Source organism: Pseudoalteromonas sp., assembly GCF_041613455.1.
GTDB lineage: Bacteria > Pseudomonadota > Gammaproteobacteria > Enterobacterales > Alteromonadaceae > Pseudoalteromonas.
The window spans coordinates 1-20,526 of record NZ_JBFJHD010000018.1 but is presented as its reverse complement, the minus strand read 5'-3'; the positions used below and the strand labels follow the sequence as shown (position 1 = coordinate 20,526).

Below are 20,526 nucleotides of genomic sequence, written 5' to 3'. Positions count from 1 at the left end.
TTTTGTTCTAAGTGGCGTTAGTATATGAAGTTCTATTAAATAGAACCAGTTTTTGCGGTAAACTGTTTAACAGATAGATGTTTAGTTAAAGGTAATAATGAAGCGTTTTACACCTCCCGAAGAATTTCAGCTCAGTTGTCTGCAAACAGGCGCTTTTGCCCACTTACGTACCTTGTTTAACTTAGATACGCTAACAGATTGGCCCTCACCAGAGTGGTTTAGCCCGTATTTAACGGCAATTAACTGCAATAATATGCCAATAAGCTTTGTTGATGACGCACAAGTAGACTTTGCTGAACGTTATTACGAACAAGTTATTTATGAAACGGGTGACGTTCCCACCCGTGAAAAAAATTGGCACGACCTGTTTGGCGGTTTTATATGGTGTATGTTTCCTAAAACCAAAGCGTTGATCAACCAACGCCATGTAGAAGAAATTGCAAAGCATGGGTTAAAACAGCGCACTAAACACCGTAACGCGCTGACGTTATTTGACGAATGTGGTGTGGTACTGGCCATTAGCGACACGCAATGGCAGCAGTGGTTACGTGAGCATCAATGGCAAACTGCGTTTGTGGAGCACAGAGCACAATGGGGCAAAACCATAGCCCCCTTTATGTTTGGTCATGCCAATTACGAAATGCTCACTAAGCCCTACATAGGGTTAACTGGCAAAGCGTTGTTTGTGCCGGTTCCCGATGACATATTTTGTAAAGATTTAGCCTGCCAATATCAGTACCTAGATAAAACACTTTATGAGATGATAAAAAATGAGGATTGTTTAGCCGATAATAAGCAGCTTTCCCCGTTACCCTTATTAGGGGTACCCGGTTGGCATGATGCGAACAATGACGCTACATTTTATGATAATACGGACTATTTTAGGCCGAAACGAAGGACGCGCAGATGATACAAGTCAGTGGGCTTAAAAAGAAATTTAAGCTAACCAAAGATCACAAAAAAAATAAACTCGATGAAGTCGATCCTCGCGAAGATAACGACTACTTTCACTCTGTACGAGACGTAAACTTTCATTGTGATAAAGGTGAAGTGTTAGGACTGTTAGGGCCGAATGGTGCGGGCAAAACGACCACCTTAAGAATGATATCGACTGCGCTGAAACCCGATGCGGGCAGTATTACTATTGCCGGTAATGACATCATTAAACAGCCGCTTTTAGGGCGTAAATCAATTGGTTTTTTATCTGGTTCTACTGGTTTATACGGCCGTTTAACGGTAAAAGAAAATATCGAATATTTTGCAAAATTGCATGGGATGAACAAAACAGCCATCGCCGCGCGTTGTGAAGAGTTATTTACCTTACTCGACATGCATAAGTTTAGTGATAAGCGCGCCGAAAACCTGTCAACCGGAATGAAACAAAAAGCCAATATCGCCCGCGCCGTGGTGCATTACCCCGATGTAGTGGTGCTGGATGAGCCAACCACAGGGTTAGATATTATGACCACGCAAACAGTGATCAATTTTATTAAAAGCTTAAAAGCGCAGGGCATCCCGGTTATATTTTCAACCCATCACTTAGACGAAGTGGCGCTATTGTGCGACCGCGTTGCGGTGATAAACGAAGGGGTGAGTTGTTTTGATGGCAGCTTAGCTGAGTTTAAACAAGTCGGTAATAGTGACGAGCTTAACCAAGCGTTTATGAACATTCTCACGGAGCAGCATGATGTTTGAAGTATTTAAAAAGGAATTAACCGAGTTATTACGCGATAAAAAAACGCTGATCTTTGTGGTTGCGGTGCCGGTGGCTGTGTTTCCGCTTATTTTTGCAGTGGTTGCTTTTATTAGTGCCCAAGCGGCAATGGATGCTGAACAAAAAGTGCATACCTATGCCATTATTAATGGCGATTACGCTGCCGAGTTTAGCGAAACCGTGTTTTACCATAAAAGCTTTCAGCGTTATAAAGGTGATAAACAGTTTAGCTCCGTTGCGCAGCTCAAAGCAGGGGTGATCAATGGTGATATTGATATGGGGATTTACATACCCAGTGACGCCAAACTCACCCTCAATAACGCCGAGCAAAGTCAATGGCAGGTGGTGTTTAACGATGCTAAGTCTATTAACTTTTTATTTCAGCGCATTAAAGAGCTAGCACAAGAATATAGCGATAGATTACAACGCCAAAAGTTACTGAGCTTTGGCATTGATGAGACAACGCAAAAAGCGATTCTCGAACCGATAGACGTGGTTAAAGTTGATACCGCCGATAAGCGTGAAAATTTAGGTGAAAAAATCGGCGGGTTTTTACCTTATTTATTGGTGCCTCTTGTGCTTATGGGGGCGACCTATCCGGCTATCGACTTAGGGGCAGGCGAAAAAGAGCGCGGTACACTAGAAACCTTATTATTAACGCCGATTACCCGTACGCAACTGGTTTTAGGTAAATTTATTACCTTGCTTACTACCTCCATTGCCTCCACCACCATCACGGTGCTCAGTATGGGCGTGTGGATAACTTTAGCGCTCATGTTTGCCGATTTAGACTTTATTAAAACGGCATTTAGCTCATTAGCGGTGACCGATTTAGTGATGATCTTTGTGTTATTACTGCCATTAGCGGCGATATTCTCGGCGTTAGCGTTAGCCATCTCTATTTATGCCCGCACCTTTAAAGAAGCGCAAAACTACATGACACCGTTATCCATGGGGGTTATTTTTCCGGTGATCATTGCTTTAATGCCAAACATGGAACTGACCGTCAAAACAGCCTTTATTCCGGTTACCAATGTCGCGTTAGCAATTAAAGAAATCGTTAAAGGCACCGTTGACTACACCATGATCGGGCTGATATTTCTAGCTACGGCATTGATTGCCGGCTTACTTTTAGCGTTTTGTGTGAAATGGTTTAATCGCGAAGAGGTGTTATTTCGATAATGGTTAATTTTATAGTTATTTAGTATGAGTAAACAGGCAGCATTCGCTGCCTGTGCTATTTTTAATTCATGCTAAGTCGGCTCTGCTTTATTATATTTCTCGCGACAAAAATGTTAGCATAGGGAAAAGTTTACAGCCGCTATTTATCTGTAAACAACCCGATAACTAATACGCTTCGGGCAATTTCTTCTCAATCGCCACTACTGCTAGACTTACTATAGTGAAGGCCATAGTTAATGTTAAAACTGAATTTCTTTATCCGTGTAGCCAAAAGCAATAAACTCATACTTTATGCTGTATTGGCATTTTTTATCATTGCCTTACCTGCGCTGTATTTGTTTGAGCAAAAAGTCAGGACTGAGGTATATAATACCGCACATGTAGAGCTTAAACGTGAGCTTGAAACCAAGCTGTTAGCGATTAATAAGCATATTAATGACAGTGTGACGGCGATTCATTTTTTAAATGCAACTCCACCGATTAAAGGGCTCTCGCGAGCCACTGAAAACCAATTGATTGATCCACTCACCGGTACGCCGATTAGTTTATGGCAGCAGCGTTTAAGTGAGATATTTTCAGGTTTTATGGAAACCGATAACAGTATATTGCAAGCCCGCTACATTATGCTGGCAGAAGGTGGCAAGGAAGTGGTTAGGGTCGATCGCGGTCAAAATGGCGCGGTGATCTGTATTGAAGGCAGCCAGTTACAACACAAGGGCGAACGTGATTATGTGGTTAAAACCAGCCGCTTAGATAAACAAGCGGTTTATGTCTCGCCAATCAATTACAACCGTGAAAATGGCGAAATACAACGCCCGTATGTCAGCACCTACCGCGTCGCAAAGCCGGTATTTAATGAAAGCGGCGCCGTGTTTGCGGTCTTAGTTGCCAACTTCTCAGCGCAACCGCTATTTAATAGTCTGAGCTTTGAATTACCCGCAGATCACGACATATATTTAATCAACAGCCAGGGTGAGTTTTTATATCACCCCGATGCTGCCAAGCGCTTTGGTTTTGAATTTAACCAAAGCGAGCGCTTTGCCAGTGAATTTAACAGTGCTGCTGTGATGCAAGGTAATCTCACTTTACCAATGACCAACTACCCTGAACGTTATTATCTTAAAAAGCGCATTAGTATTAATGGCAATATCGCAATGCAACCACTGGAAATAGCCGTCAGTATTCATAGCGACAGCTTGCTTAGGCAAGTAAGCGAGCGACGTCAAAGTTTTATCACTATGCTGGTGGTGTTTTTCACGGTATTAGTGATTATCACCTTGTTGTACCAACGTTTTATAAATCGTAAGTTATTAATTCACTCGCTTAAAGAGCAAAATAGTCGCGTGATAGAAAACTCACTCGATGCTATTTTTACTATCAGTGAGAGCGGTGTCGTAGTCAATTATAACCATACCGCAAAGCGTCTGTTTGGCGCTGTTGTCGGCAATGAACCGGTTAAATTTGTGTCATTATTAACGCTAAATGACGCTGATAGCGATTGCATCGCTGAAACAATTAAACAGGGATCTAAACTGCCATTTGAAGCACTTTATACCGATAGCGAAGGAAATCAGCAATATTATTCAATTACTCTCAGCCGAATTTTTGATGTGTTTAACGAGCGCTATCAAGTTGCGGCTACATTAAGAGATATCAGTTCATTAAAAAGCACGCAGAATCAGCTTGAGAGTTTAAATAAAAACCTCGAACAAAAAGTAGCGCAGCGCACCATAGAATTAGAAAGCGCCATAGATCAAGCACTGGCAGCCAGCCAAGCGAAAAGTGATTTTGTTGCTAATATCTCACATGAGATCCGCACGCCGATGAATGGCGTGTTAGGTATGCTGGAAATGCTTAAAGAAGATGGCTTATCTGAGCAACAGCATCATTATTTAAAGCTGGCTAATAGCAGTGCGCATTCATTAATGAATTTGATCAATGACATATTAGACTTTTCTAAAATTGAAGCCGGTAAACTGGATATAGATAATCACAGTTTTGATGTGGTCACTGTGTGTAGCGATATGATCAATTCGTTAGCACTGCATGGGCAACGCAAAGGGTTAGAGGTCTTTTTAAATACCCAAGATATAGTTGACAGAATGCTAGTGGGGGACAGCCACCGCTTAAAACAGATATTGATCAACCTGATTAACAATGCCTTTAAATTTACGCACAAAGGGGAAGTAAGCTTAACCTTAAGTGCAGACTATATTAATGACGCTAAAGTATTGATGAGCTTTAGTGTCAAAGACACAGGTATTGGTATTGCCCCCGAGAATATAGATAAATTATTTGACGTGTTTACCCAAGAAGACTCAAGCACGACGCGCCACTTTGGTGGCACTGGTTTGGGCTTGTCTATCTGTAAAAAGTTGGCGCAGTTAATGGGCGGTAATATTACCGTTAGCAGTGAAAAAGGCCAAGGCAGCACCTTTACGGCCACTGTGGTGTTACATGTGGCACCCGAAAAGAAACTTAATAGCGCGATTGAACTTGCCAAACCAATCACAGTAGCGGCGCTGATTGCACGTGATAACGTGTTTAATAATGTCTGTGGGCTATTATTACAAACCTGTAATGTTGATGAGCAACATATCACTCGATTAGATTACTTTAGTGAGCATCAGGAGTTTAATGCCGACTTACTGATTATTGATGATCATCACCCACAAGTGAATGCACTTATTCGTTATTGCGAGCAGTACGATAAAAAATATGTCTTGCTATTGCGCGATATGGTGATGAATAAGCAATCGCAAAAAGTATTTCCAGAGCATCAACATATTTTAAATAAACCGCTTACTCAAGATGAGTTTAGTTATAAATTAGCAAGCTTATTTGGCGCTGAAAACGACTCGATGCTGACGCCACCAAGGGCGTTAAACGATCAGCCTTTAGAGCCTGATTTATCTGCTTATCATATCTTGTTAGTTGACGATAATATGATAAATATTCAAGTGGCCAAGGCTATACTAAAAGGCACTAAGGTTAACATTACCAGTGCATCAGATGGACTAGAAGCATTAGCTATTTTAAGCCGTGAGCAACATGCGCCATTTAATGCCATTTTAATGGACTGCCAAATGCCCAACTTAAATGGTTACGACACCACCAGTGAAATTCGTAACGCTAAAGCAGGTATTGCATATATTCATGTGCCTATTATTGCCATGACTGCCAGTGCGATGGAAGGCGACAGAGAGCGCTGTTTAACTGCGGGGATGAATGATTACATTACTAAGCCTATTAAGCCACAAACGTTGAAAGATAAACTAATAACCTGGCTAAATTAACACAGCATATAAGGTTTTAATTTACCGACATAAAAAAACCGCTGTTACAGCGGTTTTTTTATTCTAATAAAGTTAGCCTTGCAGCGTTGCTTTAATAGTGGCCACAGCGGTGTCTATATCTAGCATTAGCTTTTCACCGGTACGACGGTTTTTAAGTTCAACTTTGTTTTCATCGAGATTCCGCTCGCCAATCACTAAAGTATAAGGGACGCCGATTAGCTCCATATCGTTAAACATCACCCCAGGGCGCTCTTTACGGTCATCAAATAACACATCAAGTCCCGCGTCTTTTAACCCTTGATATAAGCTGTTTGCTATATCAGGAATACGGTGCGACTTGTGCATATTCATCGGCACTATGGCTAAATCAAACGGCGCAATAGGTTGTGGCCATGTAATACCGTATTGATCATTATTTTGCTCAATGGCAGCAGCAACAATACGAGATACACCAATACCGTAACACCCCATGGTCATAATTTGGTTTTTACCCGACTCGTTTAATACGCCCGCTTTCATCGCTTCTGAGTATTTTGTGCCTAATTGGAAAATATGACCCACTTCGATGCCGCGCATAATTTGCAGTGTTCCGCTACCGCAAGGGCTTGGATCGCCAGCTACAATATTACGTAAATCAGCAACTTGATAGTCGGTAACGTCACGGTCCCAGTTAATACCGCTGTAGTGCTCACCATCCTTATTTGCACCAGCGACAAAGTCGGCCATTACATTGGCGCTTCTATCAACGATGATAGGCATTTGTAAGCCCACAGGGCCTAAAGAGCCTGGGGTTGCACCGATTGCGGCAACAATGTCGGCCTCTGTTGCCATTTCAAGTGGCGAGTCAACTAACGGGTGTTTCTCAGCTTTAAGCTCATTTAGCTCGTGATCGCCACGTAACACTAAGGCCACTAAGCCGCGTTGCTCGTTTTCATCAGGCGTGCCGTACACGATTAATGTTTTAACGCCACGATGCGGTTTGACCCCGTAATGCTGTTTAAGCTCACTAATGCTTTTTGCATCGGGTGTTGGAAACGCTTTAAGTTCTTTGCTCGCTGCTGGGCGTGGCTCGGTAGGGGCGAGCGCTTCCGCTTTTTCAATGTTGGCGGCGTAATCACTGCCATCACTGTAAGCAATTGCGTCTTCACCCGACTCAGCCAATACATGGAACTCGTGTGAAACGCTACCACCAATAGAGCCGGTATCGGCAATAACAGGGCGGTAATCTAGGCCTAAGCGCTCAAAAATATTACAGTATGCTTTATGCATTGCTTGATAGGTTGCATCTAAACATTGTTCACTTAAGTGGAATGAGTAGGCATCTTTCATGGTAAATTCACGTGCGCGCATTACACCAAAACGTGGGCGGCGTTCGTCACGTACCTTTGTTTGTACTTGGTATAAAGTGACTGGCAGTTGTTTGTAGCTGCTAATTTCTTTACGTACAAAATCGGTGATCACTTCTTCGTGAGTTGGGCCTAACGCAAAAGTTCGCTTATGGCGATCGGTAAAGCGCATAAGCTCAGGGCCAAATTGCTCCCAACGGCCAGATTCTTCCCATAAATCAGCGGGCTGAATAACAGGCATCAGCATTTCGATAGCGCCGACTTTGTCCATTTCTTCACGAACAATGTTTTCTACTTTTCTTAGCACGCGCAAGCCAGAGGGTAACCAAGTGTATAAACCCGAAGCAACACGACGGATCATACCGGCTCTAAGCATTAATTGATGCGATACAATTTCAGCATCTGAAGGCGTTTCTTTAAGAGTAGCGAGAATATATTGACTGGTACGCATGTTTTTTCCGAAATTAGAGTAATAATGGTCTGGTAATAAGGGCTTTAGTCTACCAGCGGTTGCGGTGACACTAAAGCGCTAAGTGAGTATTTATCTAGGTATTTTCTATACTAGTGACTAAGTTATGTGATTCGTTTACTTGCCAGTTAATATTAAAATCATACAAGGTCATACCATAACTTTGTGTGCCGTCTTGTTGTTTTTTATAGGCAGGGCGCGGATCTTGTTTAAGTACATTGGTAATGAACGCGTGTAAATCGGGGTAGTGGCTTTGTTGGGCGATAAACGCTAATGCTTGCGGGCTAAATTCCACGGTCATTTGTGTTTCTGGACGGCTATCGGCAAAACCTGCGGTTGCGTCGCTCATTGCGTCGGAATAGGGTAAGTAAGGCTTAATATCAATAATGGGCGTGCCATCAAGTAAATCAATACCACTGAGCAACAAACTGAGCTGACCGTTTAGATACTCTATGCCTTCGAGCTTTACCGCGCTCATGCCTATGGCATTAGGGCGAAAAGTGGCGCGCGTTGCAAATACGCCCTTACGTGCATTGCCGCCTAAGCGTGGTGGGCGCACCATAGCCGAGTAGCCCTTATCGGCGGTTTCATGAAAACGAAATAACAGCCAAATGTGGCTAAATTCATCAAGTCCGCGGACAAATTCTTCACGATTAAAATCGGCACTAAAAACCAATTTCGCTTTCGCCTGAGGGACTAAGCGTGGTTGCCGTGGAATGGCAAATTTTTGTTTATAAGGTGACTGAATATGACCAATAGCCGAAATTTGATAATCGTTCATAATGCTCGGTTGCAATTAAAAGAGAGGCGTATTCTACCCGTTATTATAGCGTATAGCATTAGTGTTATAACGCTGAGCTTAAAATGAAGCTGCGAAAGGCGGGTTAATATTAGACTGAGTGGTTTAATTTAAGCACATAAAAGGGGCAAGTGATACTTACCCCTTTGACGAACGATTTATCTAAAACATATATTGGAAAGAGACAGAGGCAACATCCATTTCAGGGTCGATGTCGTCGTCCAGCTCATAGCGCTCATACTCTAAACGTACTTGCACATTACTGGTAAAGGCATACTCAATCCCTGCGCCGTAAAACACATCTCCGCCATCCGTTGAGCGGGTAATGCTACCCACAGGCAGTTTTTGTGTAATGTCGGCGTCCCATTCTAACCAACCGCCTTTGGCATACACTGAAAAGTTGTTGGTAATCGGCGCGGCTAAACGCGCCGCTAATGAAATACCGTCGACCTCAGCTTTGCTATCAATATCACTGGCTTCATCAAAGTTTTGATAAGCCAGCTCTAGGCTAAAATGTTCGTTAAATTGCGAGCCTACATAACCTTTAAGCATTTGGGCATCGTCATCGAAGTCAGTATCATTCTCGCTATCTTCAAATTGAAAAGAATATTGACCATAGCCAATGCCGGTGTAAATACGCGGCGTATCAAAATCATTTATGGCAGCGTGTGCCCCAATATTAAAACCCAGTGTTGCTAAAGCGAGAGCGGAAAGAGAAAATGTTTTTACCATGAGATAGCTCCTTTAATAAAAAATCATCAACTTGAAAAAATAAAACGCTATTTAATCAAATGTCGATTTGTTAGTGCAGCGAGCATGCCAATTATTAACAGCATAAAAAAACGGCCTAAAAACCAACTTTAGTATTGGTTTTCCAGACCGTTTGTATGGTATTTAAACAGTTATGAACTTTAAACTAGGGAACTTTTGTAACCCCCTTGGTATGTTTTACAAAAATAATGAGATTTTTACATAGCTTAGTTCATAAAATGGCACGAGTCGTTACACTTTATGTAGTAGGTTTTCTGTTTCAATGGCAATTTCTTTCATTTTAATTGCGTAATTTTCAAGCTTAATGTCTTCATCGGTGACCGCTTTAAAGCTAGGGACTTCCACCGGATAACCGGTTTCATCCATCGCTACAAAGCTAATAACGCAGTGGTTAGTTTCAACTAAATTTTGTGTTTTTGGATCGCCACAACGTACTTGAATAAAAATTTGCATGCTGGTTTTACCGGTATGGGCAATTTTAGCTTCAACTTCAACAATTTGACCAACCAAAATAGGGCGGCTAAATTTAACCCCAGCTACTGAAACTGTTACACAGTAGTGACCACTCCAACCCGCTGCACAGGCATACCCCGCTTGGTCAATCCACTTCATGACCACACCACCATGAACCTTTCCACCAAAGTTAACATCAGTAGGCTCAGCTAAAAAACGAAAAACAACATTAGACGACGGCATTGCAAATACTCATTTAAATAAACTGTGTATATGATAGCAAAAAAAGGGGCCAAGGCCCCTGCAATTTGCACTAGGTTTATCATTTAATTACAAAATGATGCGTTTACCTATTACATATTTGGATAATTTGGCCCACCAGCTCCTTCAGGGGTTACCCATGTAATGTTTTGGCTAGGATCTTTGATATCACAGGTTTTACAGTGCACGCAGTTTTGCGAGTTAATAACAAACTCTTGGCTGCCGGCAATCTCTTGTATTTCATACACACCCGCCGGGCAGTAACGCTGCGCAGGTTCATCAAATTTAACTAAATTTACTGCAATTGGAATACTCGCATCTTTTAATTTTAAATGACATGGCTGCGATTCTTCGTGGTTGGTATTTGATAAAAATACCGACGACAGTTTATCAAAGCTGAGTTTACCGTCGGGTTTAGGGTAGACAATTTTTTCGGCCGCGGCGGCATCAACTAACGTGTCGTGATCTGGGGTGTTATCTTTGAAAGTAAACGGTAAACAGCCATTAAAAATGTTTTGATCTAAGGTGTTATACGCACCGCCAACAAACTTACCTAGTTTGTGCATCACCGGACCAAAATTACGTGACTGATGCAACTCTTTATAAGCCCAAGATTGTTCAAACGCGGTTTTAAATTCGCTTAAATCGGTATTCGCTTGGTCATTTTCTAGCGCGTTAAATATCACCTCAGCGGCCACCATGCCCGATTTCATTGCCGTATGGTTACCCTTAATTTTTGCAAAGTTAAGTGTGCCGGCATCACAACCAACCAGTAAGCCACCAGGGAAATGCATCTTAGGTAAAGAGTGTAAACCGCCTTTAGCAATTGCTCGCGCGCCATAAGAAACACGTTGACCATGTTCTAGTACATCTTTAAACACCGGGTGGTGTTTCATCCGCTGAAACTCATCAAACGGGCTTAAATGCGGGTTTGAGTAATTAAGATCGACTATCAGGCCGACGACCACTTGGTTGTTTTCACAGTGATACATAAATGCACCGCCGTTAGTGTCGCCTTGTAATGGCCAGCCAGTCCCATGCACTACGGTGCCTAGTTGGTGTTTAGCCTCGTCAATTTGCCAAATTTCTTTTAAGCCAATACCGTAATGCTGCGGCGATGACTCGTCATCAAGTGCAAATTGATTGATCAATTGTTTGCCTAAATGGCCACGACAGCCCTCAGCAAATACGGTGTATTTTGCTCTGAGTTCCATGCCGGGCATGTAACCGTCTTTTTCGTTGCCGTCTTTATCTAGCCCCATATCGCCGGTAATGATGCCTTTTACCGTATCATCTTCAATAATCAGCGAGTGGGCGCTAAAGCCAGGAAAAATTTCGACCCCTAAGCTCTCTGCTTGCTCAGCAAGCCAACGACATACGTTGCCCATAGAAACAATATAATTACCGTCATTGTGAAAGGTTTTTGGCGTGGCAAAGTGGGGAATAGCAGTGGCTTTTTGCTCATTATTAAACCAATAAATTTCGTCTTTTGTAACCTGAGTGGTTACCGGTGCGTTTTGTGCTTGCCAATCGGGTAAAAGTTCGTCAAGTGCTTTGGTTTCAAACACCGCACCTGAGAGAATATGAGCACCAACTTCAGAACCTTTTTCAACGACACAGATCATGCATTCTTGTTGTTTGTCTTGTGCTTGCTGCGCCAGTTTTATTGCACATGCAAGACCCGCTGGCCCTGCACCTACAACGACTACATCAAATTCCATGGTTTCCCGGGTGTTCATAAATACCTCTTCTTCTAATGATTAACGTACTCTATGTTTAACTACACGTTAATGAAATACATAACCCATTTGATAGATGCTAATAAAAAGTTACGGGTTGTGAATCGTTAAAGGTTATTTTAGGTTGATGTTTACGTCAATAGGCAGTAGTCTCATTTCATAAAATAAATAGGTTGACGTGCACGTTAGCTTGTAGGTTATTAAATACAATGGAGTCCCTATGAAAGTTCTCGTACCAATAAAAAGAGTTATTGATTACAACGTAAAAGCCCGCGTTAAATCAGATAAGAGTGATGTTGATTTAACCAACGTAAAAATGGCAATGAACCCGTTTTGTGAAATTGCCATTGAAGAAGCAATCCGCTTAAAAGAAGCTGGGACTGCCACTGAAGTTATTGCCGTAACCATTGGCCCTAAAGCCGCACAAGAGCAGTTACGTACAGCACTTGCACTGGGCGCAGACAAAGCCATTCACATCGAAACCGATGAAAAGTTAGAGTCGCTGCACATTGCTAAATTATTGGCCAAAGTGGTCGAGCAAGAAGTGCCAGAATTGGTTATTTTAGGTAAACAATCAATCGATTCAGATAACAATCAAACAGGCCAAATGTTAGCTGCGCTAACGAACCGTGGCCAAGGTACTTTTGCATCTAAAGTCGCGGTAAACGACGGCAAAATTAATGTAACCCGTGAAGTTGATGGCGGCTTACAAACGGTGTCTTTAGCACTTCCTGCAGTGGTTACAACCGATTTACGTTTAAATGAGCCGCGCTATGCATCATTACCCAACATTATGAAAGCTAAACGTAAACCGCTTGATGTTATTGCCGCTGATTCATTGGGCGTCGATTTAGCGCCGCGTGTGCAATTGCTCAGCGTTGAAGAGCCTGCTACGCGCAGCGCAGGTATCATAGTGGAAGACGTAGCACAGTTAGTAGAAAAATTGAAAACAGAGGCGAAGGTAATTTAAATGAAAACACTTGTAATAGCAGAGCACGATAATGGTGCCTTAAAACCTGAAACTTCAAAAACAATCAATGCAGCCATTAAACTTGGTTTTCCTGTTGATGTACTGGTCGCCGGCGAAAATGTAGGCGTAATGAGCGAAGCTGTCGCGCATATTGATGGTGTAGCAGGGGTGCTTGTTGCCGATAATGCACAATATACTCACCAACTTGCAGAGAACATGGCCGACTTAGTGTTATCGCTAGCCGATAACTACAGCCATATTGTTGCCAGTGCTACCACTACAGGTAAAAACTTTATGCCGCGTGTTGCTGCACTGTTAGATGTAGCGCAAATTTCAGAAATTATCGACGTTATTGATGCCGATACCTTTAAACGGCCAATTTATGCGGGTAACGCTATCGCCACAGTAAAATCACTGGATAACAAAAAAGTGATCACTGTACGTGCCAGTAGCTTTGACTTACAAGGCGAGCAAGCTAGCGCCGCTATCACGGTAGTAGATGCGGCGGCTGATTCAGCACTAAGTAGCTTTGTTAGTGTTGAACAAACAGAATCAGAGCGTCCTGAGTTAACGGCGGCATCGGTCGTCATTTCTGGTGGTCGTGGTATGCAAAACGGTGAAAACTTTGCACTATTACATGGCATTGCCGACAAACTAGGGGCAGCTATTGGCGCATCACGCGCAGCGGTTGATGCAGGCTTTGTGCCTAACGACATGCAAGTAGGTCAAACAGGTAAAATTGTTGCGCCTAACTTATATATTGCGGTAGGTATTAGCGGTGCTATTCAACACTTAGCGGGTATGAAAGACTCAAAAGTGATTGTGGCAATAAATAAAGACCCCGACGCACCGATTTTCCAAGTGGCTGACTACGGTTTAGTCGCGGACTTATTTGACGTGCTACCACAGCTAGAGCAAGCGCTCTAAGTTACTAATATAAAGTATCTAGTTTAACTTTAATAACACATAGCCGTAATAGTAGTGGCTACTATTACGGCTTTTTTGTGCCTGTGGTAAAAAGAGCAGATAAAAAAACCAGCCTTATGGCTGGTTTTTATTATTAACTCGCTACCGTTAGTGCTGGTATTAGTACGTTGCGCTGCCTTTGGTACGTGGAAAAGCAATCACGTCACGGACGTTGCCCATACCAGTTACGTAAGCCACTAAACGCTCAAAGCCTAAGCCAAAGCCAGAGTGCGGCACTGTACCGTATTTACGTAGGTCGCGGTACCAGCTGTAGTCGTCTTTGTTTAAGCCCATTTCATCAAGGCGCGCATCTAATACGTCAAGGCGCTCTTCACGTTGTGAACCACCAATGATTTCACCAATACCTGGTGCTACTACGTCCATTGCTGCCACGGTTTTGCCATCTTCGTTTTGGCGCATGTAAAACGCTTTAATATCGCGTGGGTAGTTTTTGATCACAACCGGTGCTTTAAAGTGTTCTTCTGCTAAGTAACGCTCGTGCTCAGACTGTAAATCGACACCCCATTCAACCGCGTACTCAAACTTTTTGCCACACGCTTTTAAGATTTCAACCGCGTCGGTGTAATCTACTTGGGCAAAGTCTTTATCAACAAACTCTTCTAAACGAGTGATCGCTGTTTTTTCAACGCGCTGCGCAAAAAATTCCATGTCATCACGGCGCTCTTCAAGCACCGCTTTAAACACATACTTCAGCATGTTTTCCGCAAGTTTGGCAATATCTTCTAAATCAGCAAACGCGACTTCTGGCTCAACCATCCAAAACTCAGCAAGGTGACGTGAGGTATTTGAGTTTTCGGCACGGAAAGTAGGGCCAAAAGTATAAATTTTTGACATCGCAGAGGCGTAGGTTTCGCCGTTTAACTGCCCCGATACGGTCAGAAACGCTTCTTTACCAAAGAAATCTTCTTTGTAGTCAATGTCGCCTTTATCGGTCATTGGCAAGTTTTGCATATCTAGGGTAGATACGCGGAACATTTCACCGGCCCCTTCACAGTCACTTGCGGTGATAATAGGGGTGCTGATCCAGTAAAAGCCTTGCTCGTGATAAAAACGGTGAATCGCTTGTGCTAAACAGTTACGGACACGTGTTACGGCACCAATAATGTTGGTACGTGGACGCAGGTGAGCATGCTCACGTAAATACTCAATGCTATGGCGCTTGGCCGCCATTGGGTATGAATCGGGGTTTTCTACCCAGCCCAATACCGTGACAGAGTGCGCTTGAATTTCAAAAGATTGACCTTGGCCTGCAGATTGCACTAACACACCGGTAACCGACACAGAGCAACCGGCTGTTAAGCTAGTAACTTCATCATAATTATTCAGTGAATTAGGAACTACCGCTTGAATAGGATCAAAACACGAACCGTCATGAACGGCTAAAAATGAAATTCCTGCTTTCGAATCGCGGCGCGTACGGATCCAACCTTTTACTGTTACTTGGCTGTCTACCGCAACATTGCCTTTTAATAGCTCTGAAATCGCTAAATGGCTCATCTTCACTCCAATGATTAAAGTTGCCTAACTAAATTAAACGACGAAGTGCCGCAGGGGATAAATTAGCCCAGCAATGACACTTCACTTGAACCCTGTATCTTACCTAGTAAAGTAAGAGAAAAAAACTATTGAGAGCAACTCTTTAAAACTTTTTAATCAGGCGCGTTATTTTTGTACAATTGTCACGCTTTAATTGCCGAGATATTGATTTGTCGCTCTTAAATTTAACCAATTTGTGGCATGATTACTGTTCACCTAATTTTTATTTATCGTTTTACCATTACATACTAAAAAATGGATGCTATGAAACAAGTTTTTATTTTACGAGGACTACCCGGTAGCGGTAAGTCTTACTATGCGCAAAACCTTGCCGATGAACTCGCCGGTGCAGATGAAAGCCAATACCTTATTTGCTCAACAGATGACTACTTTGTCAATGAGCAGGGCGAGTACAAATTTGATAAATTTAAATTACCGCAATACCATAATTTAAATTTAGCGCGCTTTATTAATGCCTTGGCGCAGGAGATCCCGCTGGTGATAGTGGATAACACTAATATTAAAAAGTGGGAATTTATTGCTTACACACAAGCCGCTGCTGCTTTAGGTTATCAAGTAAAAGAAGTGATAGTGGGCGAAGTGAAAGACAAGTCGATGCAGCACTTATATGCGATGCGCAACCTACATAACATACCGCTAAAAACCATTAGTAAAATGGCCTATATGTTTGAATGGTAAACATTAAAAAGCCCATCTAAATGGGCTTTTTAATAAACCACCTCTGTATTAAACTGAGCGTTGCTTAATTAGCCGTGTGTTTAAAGGCGGCTAATGGGTGAGAAGTGCTCAGCGAAACATGCACGTTATCGCCTGGCTGCACTCGTACCTCGTGGCTTACACGGCTGGTAACTAGGGTACCGCAGGCAAGCTTTATGGCACATAATCGACTGCCGCCTTCAAAACGTACCCAAATGACCTCGCCATTATTGCCCACGCTACTTTGCACCAGTAATACGTCGTCTGGGCGCAGCAACACGTCAACCTCGCCACTGGCGCAATCAACCCCATGCGCCGGCACATTGCCAATGTCGGTAACGGCTTGGCCGTTATTGAGCTTACCCTTAATAAAGCTAGCTTCCCCTAAAAACCGCGCCACAAAGCGATTGCTTGGCAGGCTAAAGCATTGCTCAGGGGTGTCAATTTGCTGGATTTTACCGCCTTTAAGCACGCCAACGCGATCGCCCACCGATAACGCTTCCTCTTGGTCGTGAGTCACCCAAATGGCAGGTACACCGGCTTTTTTTAGCGCATTGCGAATATCCCAGCGCAGCATATCTTTTAACGCAGCATCTAGATTAGACAACGGCTCGTCAAGTAATACAAAGTCAGGCTGGTGGGCAAGGGTGCGCGCTAAGGCAACGCGTTGTTTTTGCCCGCCAGACAACGTGGCGGGTTTTTTATGCCTAAATGCGTCTAAGCCTAATAGTTCTATCCAGTGATCGGCAGGGGCGGTATCGGTGAGTTTAAAACACACATTTTGTGCAACGGTTAAATGTGGAAACAACGCAAAGTCTTGAAACACCATACCGACACTGCGTTTTTCTGGTGGCACGCTGTGTTTAGGTGTTGCGCACCATTTAGCGACCTTTATTTCACCTTGACTAATTGGTAACAACCCCGCTAACGCTTGCAGTATGGTACTTTTACCACAACCGGTGGGGCCAACCAGCATCAGGATCTCACTTTCACCAAGCGTAAAGTTTAACTCGCTGACCACGCGGGTATTGCCATAATCTATAGACAACTGACTTACAGATAGCATTTTTTATACATCCTTAATGTTCAAACTGGTTGCGCTTTTCACCCGACATCATAATAGCGAGTGCCGCCGCAGATATCACCACTAACAATAACCCAGGAATAGCCGCACGGCCAAAATACCCAGCTTCGTATACCCGCCATAAATACGTAGACAGTGTTTCAAAGCCGGTGGGGCCTAATAACAGCGTGGCTTCGAGCTCGCGCATCGACTCTAAAAATACCAGTGCTGCACCGGCAATGATACCACGCATAGTCAGGGGCAGGGTGATACGGGTAAACGCTTCGCGGGGGCTTGCCCCTAACACGCGGGCTGATTTGACTAAACTGGGATCTAAATGCTCGGTGCTGGTACGCACTGAGCCTACCGCAAGGGGTAAAAAGCGCAGCATGTAGGCAATGATCAGTAAGCCCAGTGTTTGATATAACCAAGGCAGTTGTAATCCGCCATACACCAGTGCCGTGCCCATCACTATGCCGGGAATGCCAAAGCCAAAGTAGGTAACACGCTCCATAATTTTACCGGCTTTACCTGTTAACGCCGCATGCGCCACCGGAATGGCGACAATCACAGTAACAATAGCAGCAATGGCCGAGGCATACGTAGAGTGCCAGGCAATACTCACGTCAAACGAGCTAAAGCCGTCGCGTACTAGCCAGAGGGTAAATACTGCCAGCGGTAGCCCAATGGCGAGCAATAAAATGGGCGCAAAGCTGCTAAACATGGCAGCAAGGTGCCATTTTTTAGGGAATAAAATCAGCGGTCGCCCTTGGCGCTCACTCGCGGTGGTTATTTGCGACTCTAGCATTAATAAAAAGCCCACAATCACCATCAGTTGTAACGACAACATGGCTGCGCGACTCAGTTCAAAGGCGTTGTATTCCACATAAATAACCCGGGTAAAGGTATCAAGGCGCATCATTGCGGGGGTACCAAAGTCTGATAAGGTATATAGTGCCACCAGTAATGAGCCTGCGGCAATGCCATTGACCACGCGCGGTAAAATCACTTTAAACACACTTTGAGTCATCGACATTCCTAGGGTACGTGCGGCATTGACCATACTGGCATCGAGGCTGAGTAACGACGAGCGGGTGGTCATCATCACAAAAGGAAAGGTATACAGTGTCATTACTATGGCCGCGCCCGGCAGGCCATACATAGCAGGCGTTGCAAAGCCGAGTAGGGTGTTTATTTCTCCCCCAGGGCCAAAGGCGGCATACAAGGTAAATGCGCCAATGTAACTGGGAATTGCCAGCGGGGCGGCAAATAGCACCAGCCAAAACTTTTTCAGCGGTAACTGTACATACGCACTAATAAACGCCAGTGGCACCCCAATTAAAATGGCGCCAACAACAGTTAAGCCCATTAACGACAGGGTGTTGCCTAAAATTGTTAAATTGTGGCTATCAAAAACAGCGTGCGCATCGCTGGCAAGAATAATTAAGATAAAAATAGGAGTAAGGGTAAATAGCGCTGCAAGCAGCGCCATGGGGTAAGCCGTAGGTATTCGCATTATAAAACGCCGCTATTACGCATCAAATCAATAGTAGGTCGTAAATCTGCCAACTGGGTTAAATCTATTTTAGGCGGCGAAATGCTGGCGATACGGGGTAAGCCTTCGGGCTGCTTGATACCGTTTACCAGTGGAATTTCGTAGGCTTCGTTGGCTAAATAACTTTGTACTTCGGTACTTAATAAATAACGCATAAAGTTTGTGGCGACCGGGTTGTCTGAAAGCGATAAAATACCCGATGCATTGACCAAACAGCCAGCATCTTGGTTGGTAAATGCCAGATCAAGCTTAGCATTTGGCTTACCCGCTTTTAACCGTAGCGTGTAGTAGTGATTGGCAAAACCAATATCAACTTCACCGCGTTCAACGCCCATCACCACACCCAGCTCGCCAGCATAGGTTTTAGCGCGTTTTTTGATTTTTTTCAGCCATTTGGCGGTTTTATCATCGCCTTCTAACAGTCGCATTGCGGTGACAAACGACTGAAACGACGCATAAGCCGGTGCCCAGCCTATGCTTAAATCGCTGTCGGCAATGTCCATGATGCTGGTGGGGATTTGCGCTTTGCTGAGGCGCTGAGTATTAAACGGTAAAGTACGAATACGCCCAGTGACCGGTGCCCATTGCGGGTATCTAAACTGTGGCTGTAGTTGCGCCGATAAATCAGCAGGGATGGGCTGTGCAAGCCCAGCATCGGTAACCAACCCGATGGCACCAGAGTCGACCGCCCAAAACAAATCGGCACGTTTAACACCCGCCTTGGCTTCGGCAACGAGGGTATTAGCCAGTGCTGCGGTTGGCCCGCGGCGAATTGAAAGGCTAAGGTCGGGATTCTTTTTTTGAATGGCTTGTAATACGTTTTCGTATAACCCACCCTCACCCCGGCCTAAGTAAAGGGTAAGGGCGCCCTGTAGCTTAGGCAAGCTATCAACCGACACTGGATTGGCTATATCAGATGCAAAAGCACGAGCAAAGGGTAGCGGCAAAGCGCCCGCTACCCCCAGCGCAGCTAAGCCTTGAATAAAGGTTCTGCGTTTCACTTAAAATACATCCTTACGGTTTTTTTCCGCTTGTTCAATTAGCTGTTGTGCACGGCTTAACTTGGCTTGCATGTCTGCAATCACATCACGTACCGCATCCACGCTTTTATTACTGCTAATTGCTTGCGGTAGGGTCACGTTAAAGTCTTTTTCAAGTATTTCTACAAGCTTTGCGTCTTGTTCGATAAGCGTGCCTTCTACGCCTTCAAATAAGTGTAGGTAAGTGTCGTGTACTATGCTGGTGGCTTCATCGTTTAAGCGTTCAGCGTATTTCGCAACCACACGATCAAGACGGTGTTTAATTTCATCAATTGTCGCACTTTGCGTGATTTCTTTGCTTGAGGTGGCTTTAATGCTGGCTAACAAGCCTTTATCTTGAAATTTAGCCGCCAGTTTAACGGCGCCTAAACCTTGCCATAGTGCATTATTTAACGCTTGCTGCTGGGTACGGACTTCGCTTGGCGTTTGTTTGTTGTCTATGGCCATTTTTATGCCATATAAACCCTGCCAAATTGAGGCGTAAACTGGCACGTAATTGGTTTCTATGGCACTGTGAAACTTAACCGACTCCCAGTATTCAATTAAGTCATCGCTGTTAACTGCTTTAGCGCCTTTTGTTTCATAATCGCTTACCATGGTATCGACTTTTGCGATGATCCATTCAACT

The 20,526-nt window shown here is 43.8% G+C and carries 17 protein-coding genes; 7 read left to right on the top strand and 10 right to left on the bottom strand.

The window, feature by feature from the left end:
* Positions 1–97 precede the first annotated feature (97 nt).
* The 4 genes from ABYB02_RS03645 to ABYB02_RS03630 all read left to right on the top strand — a co-directional run bounded on the left by ABYB02_RS03645 (position 98) and on the right by ABYB02_RS03630 (position 6,192).
* Entirely contained in the window at positions 98–910 is an 813-nt protein-coding gene (locus tag ABYB02_RS03645) for a DUF3025 domain-containing protein (protein WP_372761099.1), read from the top strand.
* Positions 907–1,695, top strand: coding sequence for an ABC transporter ATP-binding protein (locus tag ABYB02_RS03640; RefSeq protein ID WP_372761098.1), 789 nt, complete (start codon positions 907–909; stop codon positions 1,693–1,695). Before ABYB02_RS03645 ends, ABYB02_RS03640 begins: the two co-directional genes overlap by 4 nt.
* The gene (locus ABYB02_RS03635; RefSeq protein ID WP_372761109.1) at positions 1,688–2,896 is read left to right on the top strand and encodes an ABC transporter permease; all 1,209 of its coding nucleotides are present in this window, start codon (positions 1,688–1,690) and stop codon (positions 2,894–2,896) included. Before ABYB02_RS03640 ends, ABYB02_RS03635 begins: the two co-directional genes overlap by 8 nt.
* A gap of 236 nt (positions 2,897–3,132) precedes the next feature.
* Entirely contained in the window at positions 3,133–6,192 is a 3,060-nt protein-coding gene (locus ABYB02_RS03630; RefSeq protein WP_372761097.1) for an ATP-binding protein, read from the top strand.
* Between the two features lie 72 nt (positions 6,193–6,264).
* Here ABYB02_RS03630 and ABYB02_RS03625 read toward each other — a convergent pair whose 3' ends face one another.
* From ABYB02_RS03625 to ABYB02_RS03605, 5 genes are all read right to left on the bottom strand, one after another.
* The gene (locus ABYB02_RS03625) at positions 6,265–7,989 is read right to left on the bottom strand and encodes a proline--tRNA ligase (RefSeq protein WP_372761096.1); all 1,725 of its coding nucleotides are present in this window, start codon (positions 7,987–7,989) and stop codon (positions 6,265–6,267) included.
* Positions 7,990–8,083: 94 nt separating this feature from the next.
* Positions 8,084–8,788, bottom strand: coding sequence for a tRNA (N6-threonylcarbamoyladenosine(37)-N6)-methyltransferase TrmO (gene tsaA, locus ABYB02_RS03620; RefSeq protein WP_372761095.1), 705 nt, complete (start codon positions 8,786–8,788; stop codon positions 8,084–8,086).
* A gap of 180 nt (positions 8,789–8,968) precedes the next feature.
* Positions 8,969–9,538, bottom strand: a complete 570-nt coding sequence (locus tag ABYB02_RS03615; protein WP_372761094.1) for an outer membrane beta-barrel protein — start codon at positions 9,536–9,538, stop codon at positions 8,969–8,971.
* Between the two features lie 270 nt (positions 9,539–9,808).
* Positions 9,809–10,273, bottom strand: coding sequence for an acyl-CoA thioesterase (locus ABYB02_RS03610; protein ID WP_372761093.1), 465 nt, complete (start codon positions 10,271–10,273; stop codon positions 9,809–9,811).
* Positions 10,274–10,383: 110 nt separating this feature from the next.
* Positions 10,384–12,030: an electron transfer flavoprotein-ubiquinone oxidoreductase gene (locus ABYB02_RS03605; protein ID WP_372761092.1), complete on the bottom strand. Its 1,647-nt coding sequence runs from the start codon at positions 12,028–12,030 to the stop codon at positions 10,384–10,386.
* Between the two features lie 220 nt (positions 12,031–12,250).
* On the opposite strand from ABYB02_RS03605, the gene ABYB02_RS03600 reads away from it, so the two are divergent.
* Positions 12,251–13,000 carry an electron transfer flavoprotein subunit beta/FixA family protein gene (locus tag ABYB02_RS03600; protein WP_372761091.1) on the top strand — a complete coding sequence of 250 codons (750 nt, stop codon included), beginning with the start codon at positions 12,251–12,253 and terminating at the stop codon, positions 12,998–13,000.
* The gene (locus ABYB02_RS03595) at positions 13,001–13,927 is read left to right on the top strand and encodes an electron transfer flavoprotein subunit alpha/FixB family protein (protein WP_372761090.1); all 927 of its coding nucleotides are present in this window, start codon (positions 13,001–13,003) and stop codon (positions 13,925–13,927) included. It begins immediately after the preceding gene.
* A gap of 159 nt (positions 13,928–14,086) precedes the next feature.
* Here the strand turns inward: ABYB02_RS03595 and asnS are convergent, their stop codons facing one another.
* Positions 14,087–15,484 (bottom strand): asparagine--tRNA ligase, encoded by a 1,398-nt coding sequence (asnS, locus tag ABYB02_RS03590; RefSeq protein WP_372761089.1) that lies wholly within the window; start codon positions 15,482–15,484, stop codon positions 14,087–14,089.
* Between the two features lie 303 nt (positions 15,485–15,787).
* Between asnS and ABYB02_RS03585 the strand changes: the two genes are divergently transcribed.
* Positions 15,788–16,222 carry an AAA family ATPase gene (locus ABYB02_RS03585; protein WP_372761088.1) on the top strand — a complete coding sequence of 145 codons (435 nt, stop codon included), beginning with the start codon at positions 15,788–15,790 and terminating at the stop codon, positions 16,220–16,222.
* Between the two features lie 64 nt (positions 16,223–16,286).
* Here ABYB02_RS03585 and ABYB02_RS03580 read toward each other — a convergent pair whose 3' ends face one another.
* The 4 genes from ABYB02_RS03580 to ABYB02_RS03565 form a co-directional block, all read right to left on the bottom strand.
* Positions 16,287–17,306 carry an ABC transporter ATP-binding protein gene (locus ABYB02_RS03580; protein WP_372761087.1) on the bottom strand — a complete coding sequence of 340 codons (1,020 nt, stop codon included), beginning with the start codon at positions 17,304–17,306 and terminating at the stop codon, positions 16,287–16,289.
* Positions 17,307–17,319: 13 nt separating this feature from the next.
* A complete protein-coding gene (locus tag ABYB02_RS03575) occupies positions 17,320–18,819 on the bottom strand; it encodes an ABC transporter permease (RefSeq protein WP_372761086.1) in 1,500 nt (499 codons plus the stop codon).
* Complete coding sequence (locus tag ABYB02_RS03570) at positions 18,819–19,859, bottom strand: extracellular solute-binding protein (RefSeq protein WP_372761085.1); 1,041 nt, start codon at positions 19,857–19,859, stop codon at positions 18,819–18,821. Before ABYB02_RS03570 ends, ABYB02_RS03575 begins: the two co-directional genes overlap by 1 nt.
* Positions 19,860–20,526: hypothetical protein (locus tag ABYB02_RS03565; RefSeq protein WP_372761084.1), on the bottom strand; the 667-nt coding region annotated here is incomplete at its 5' end.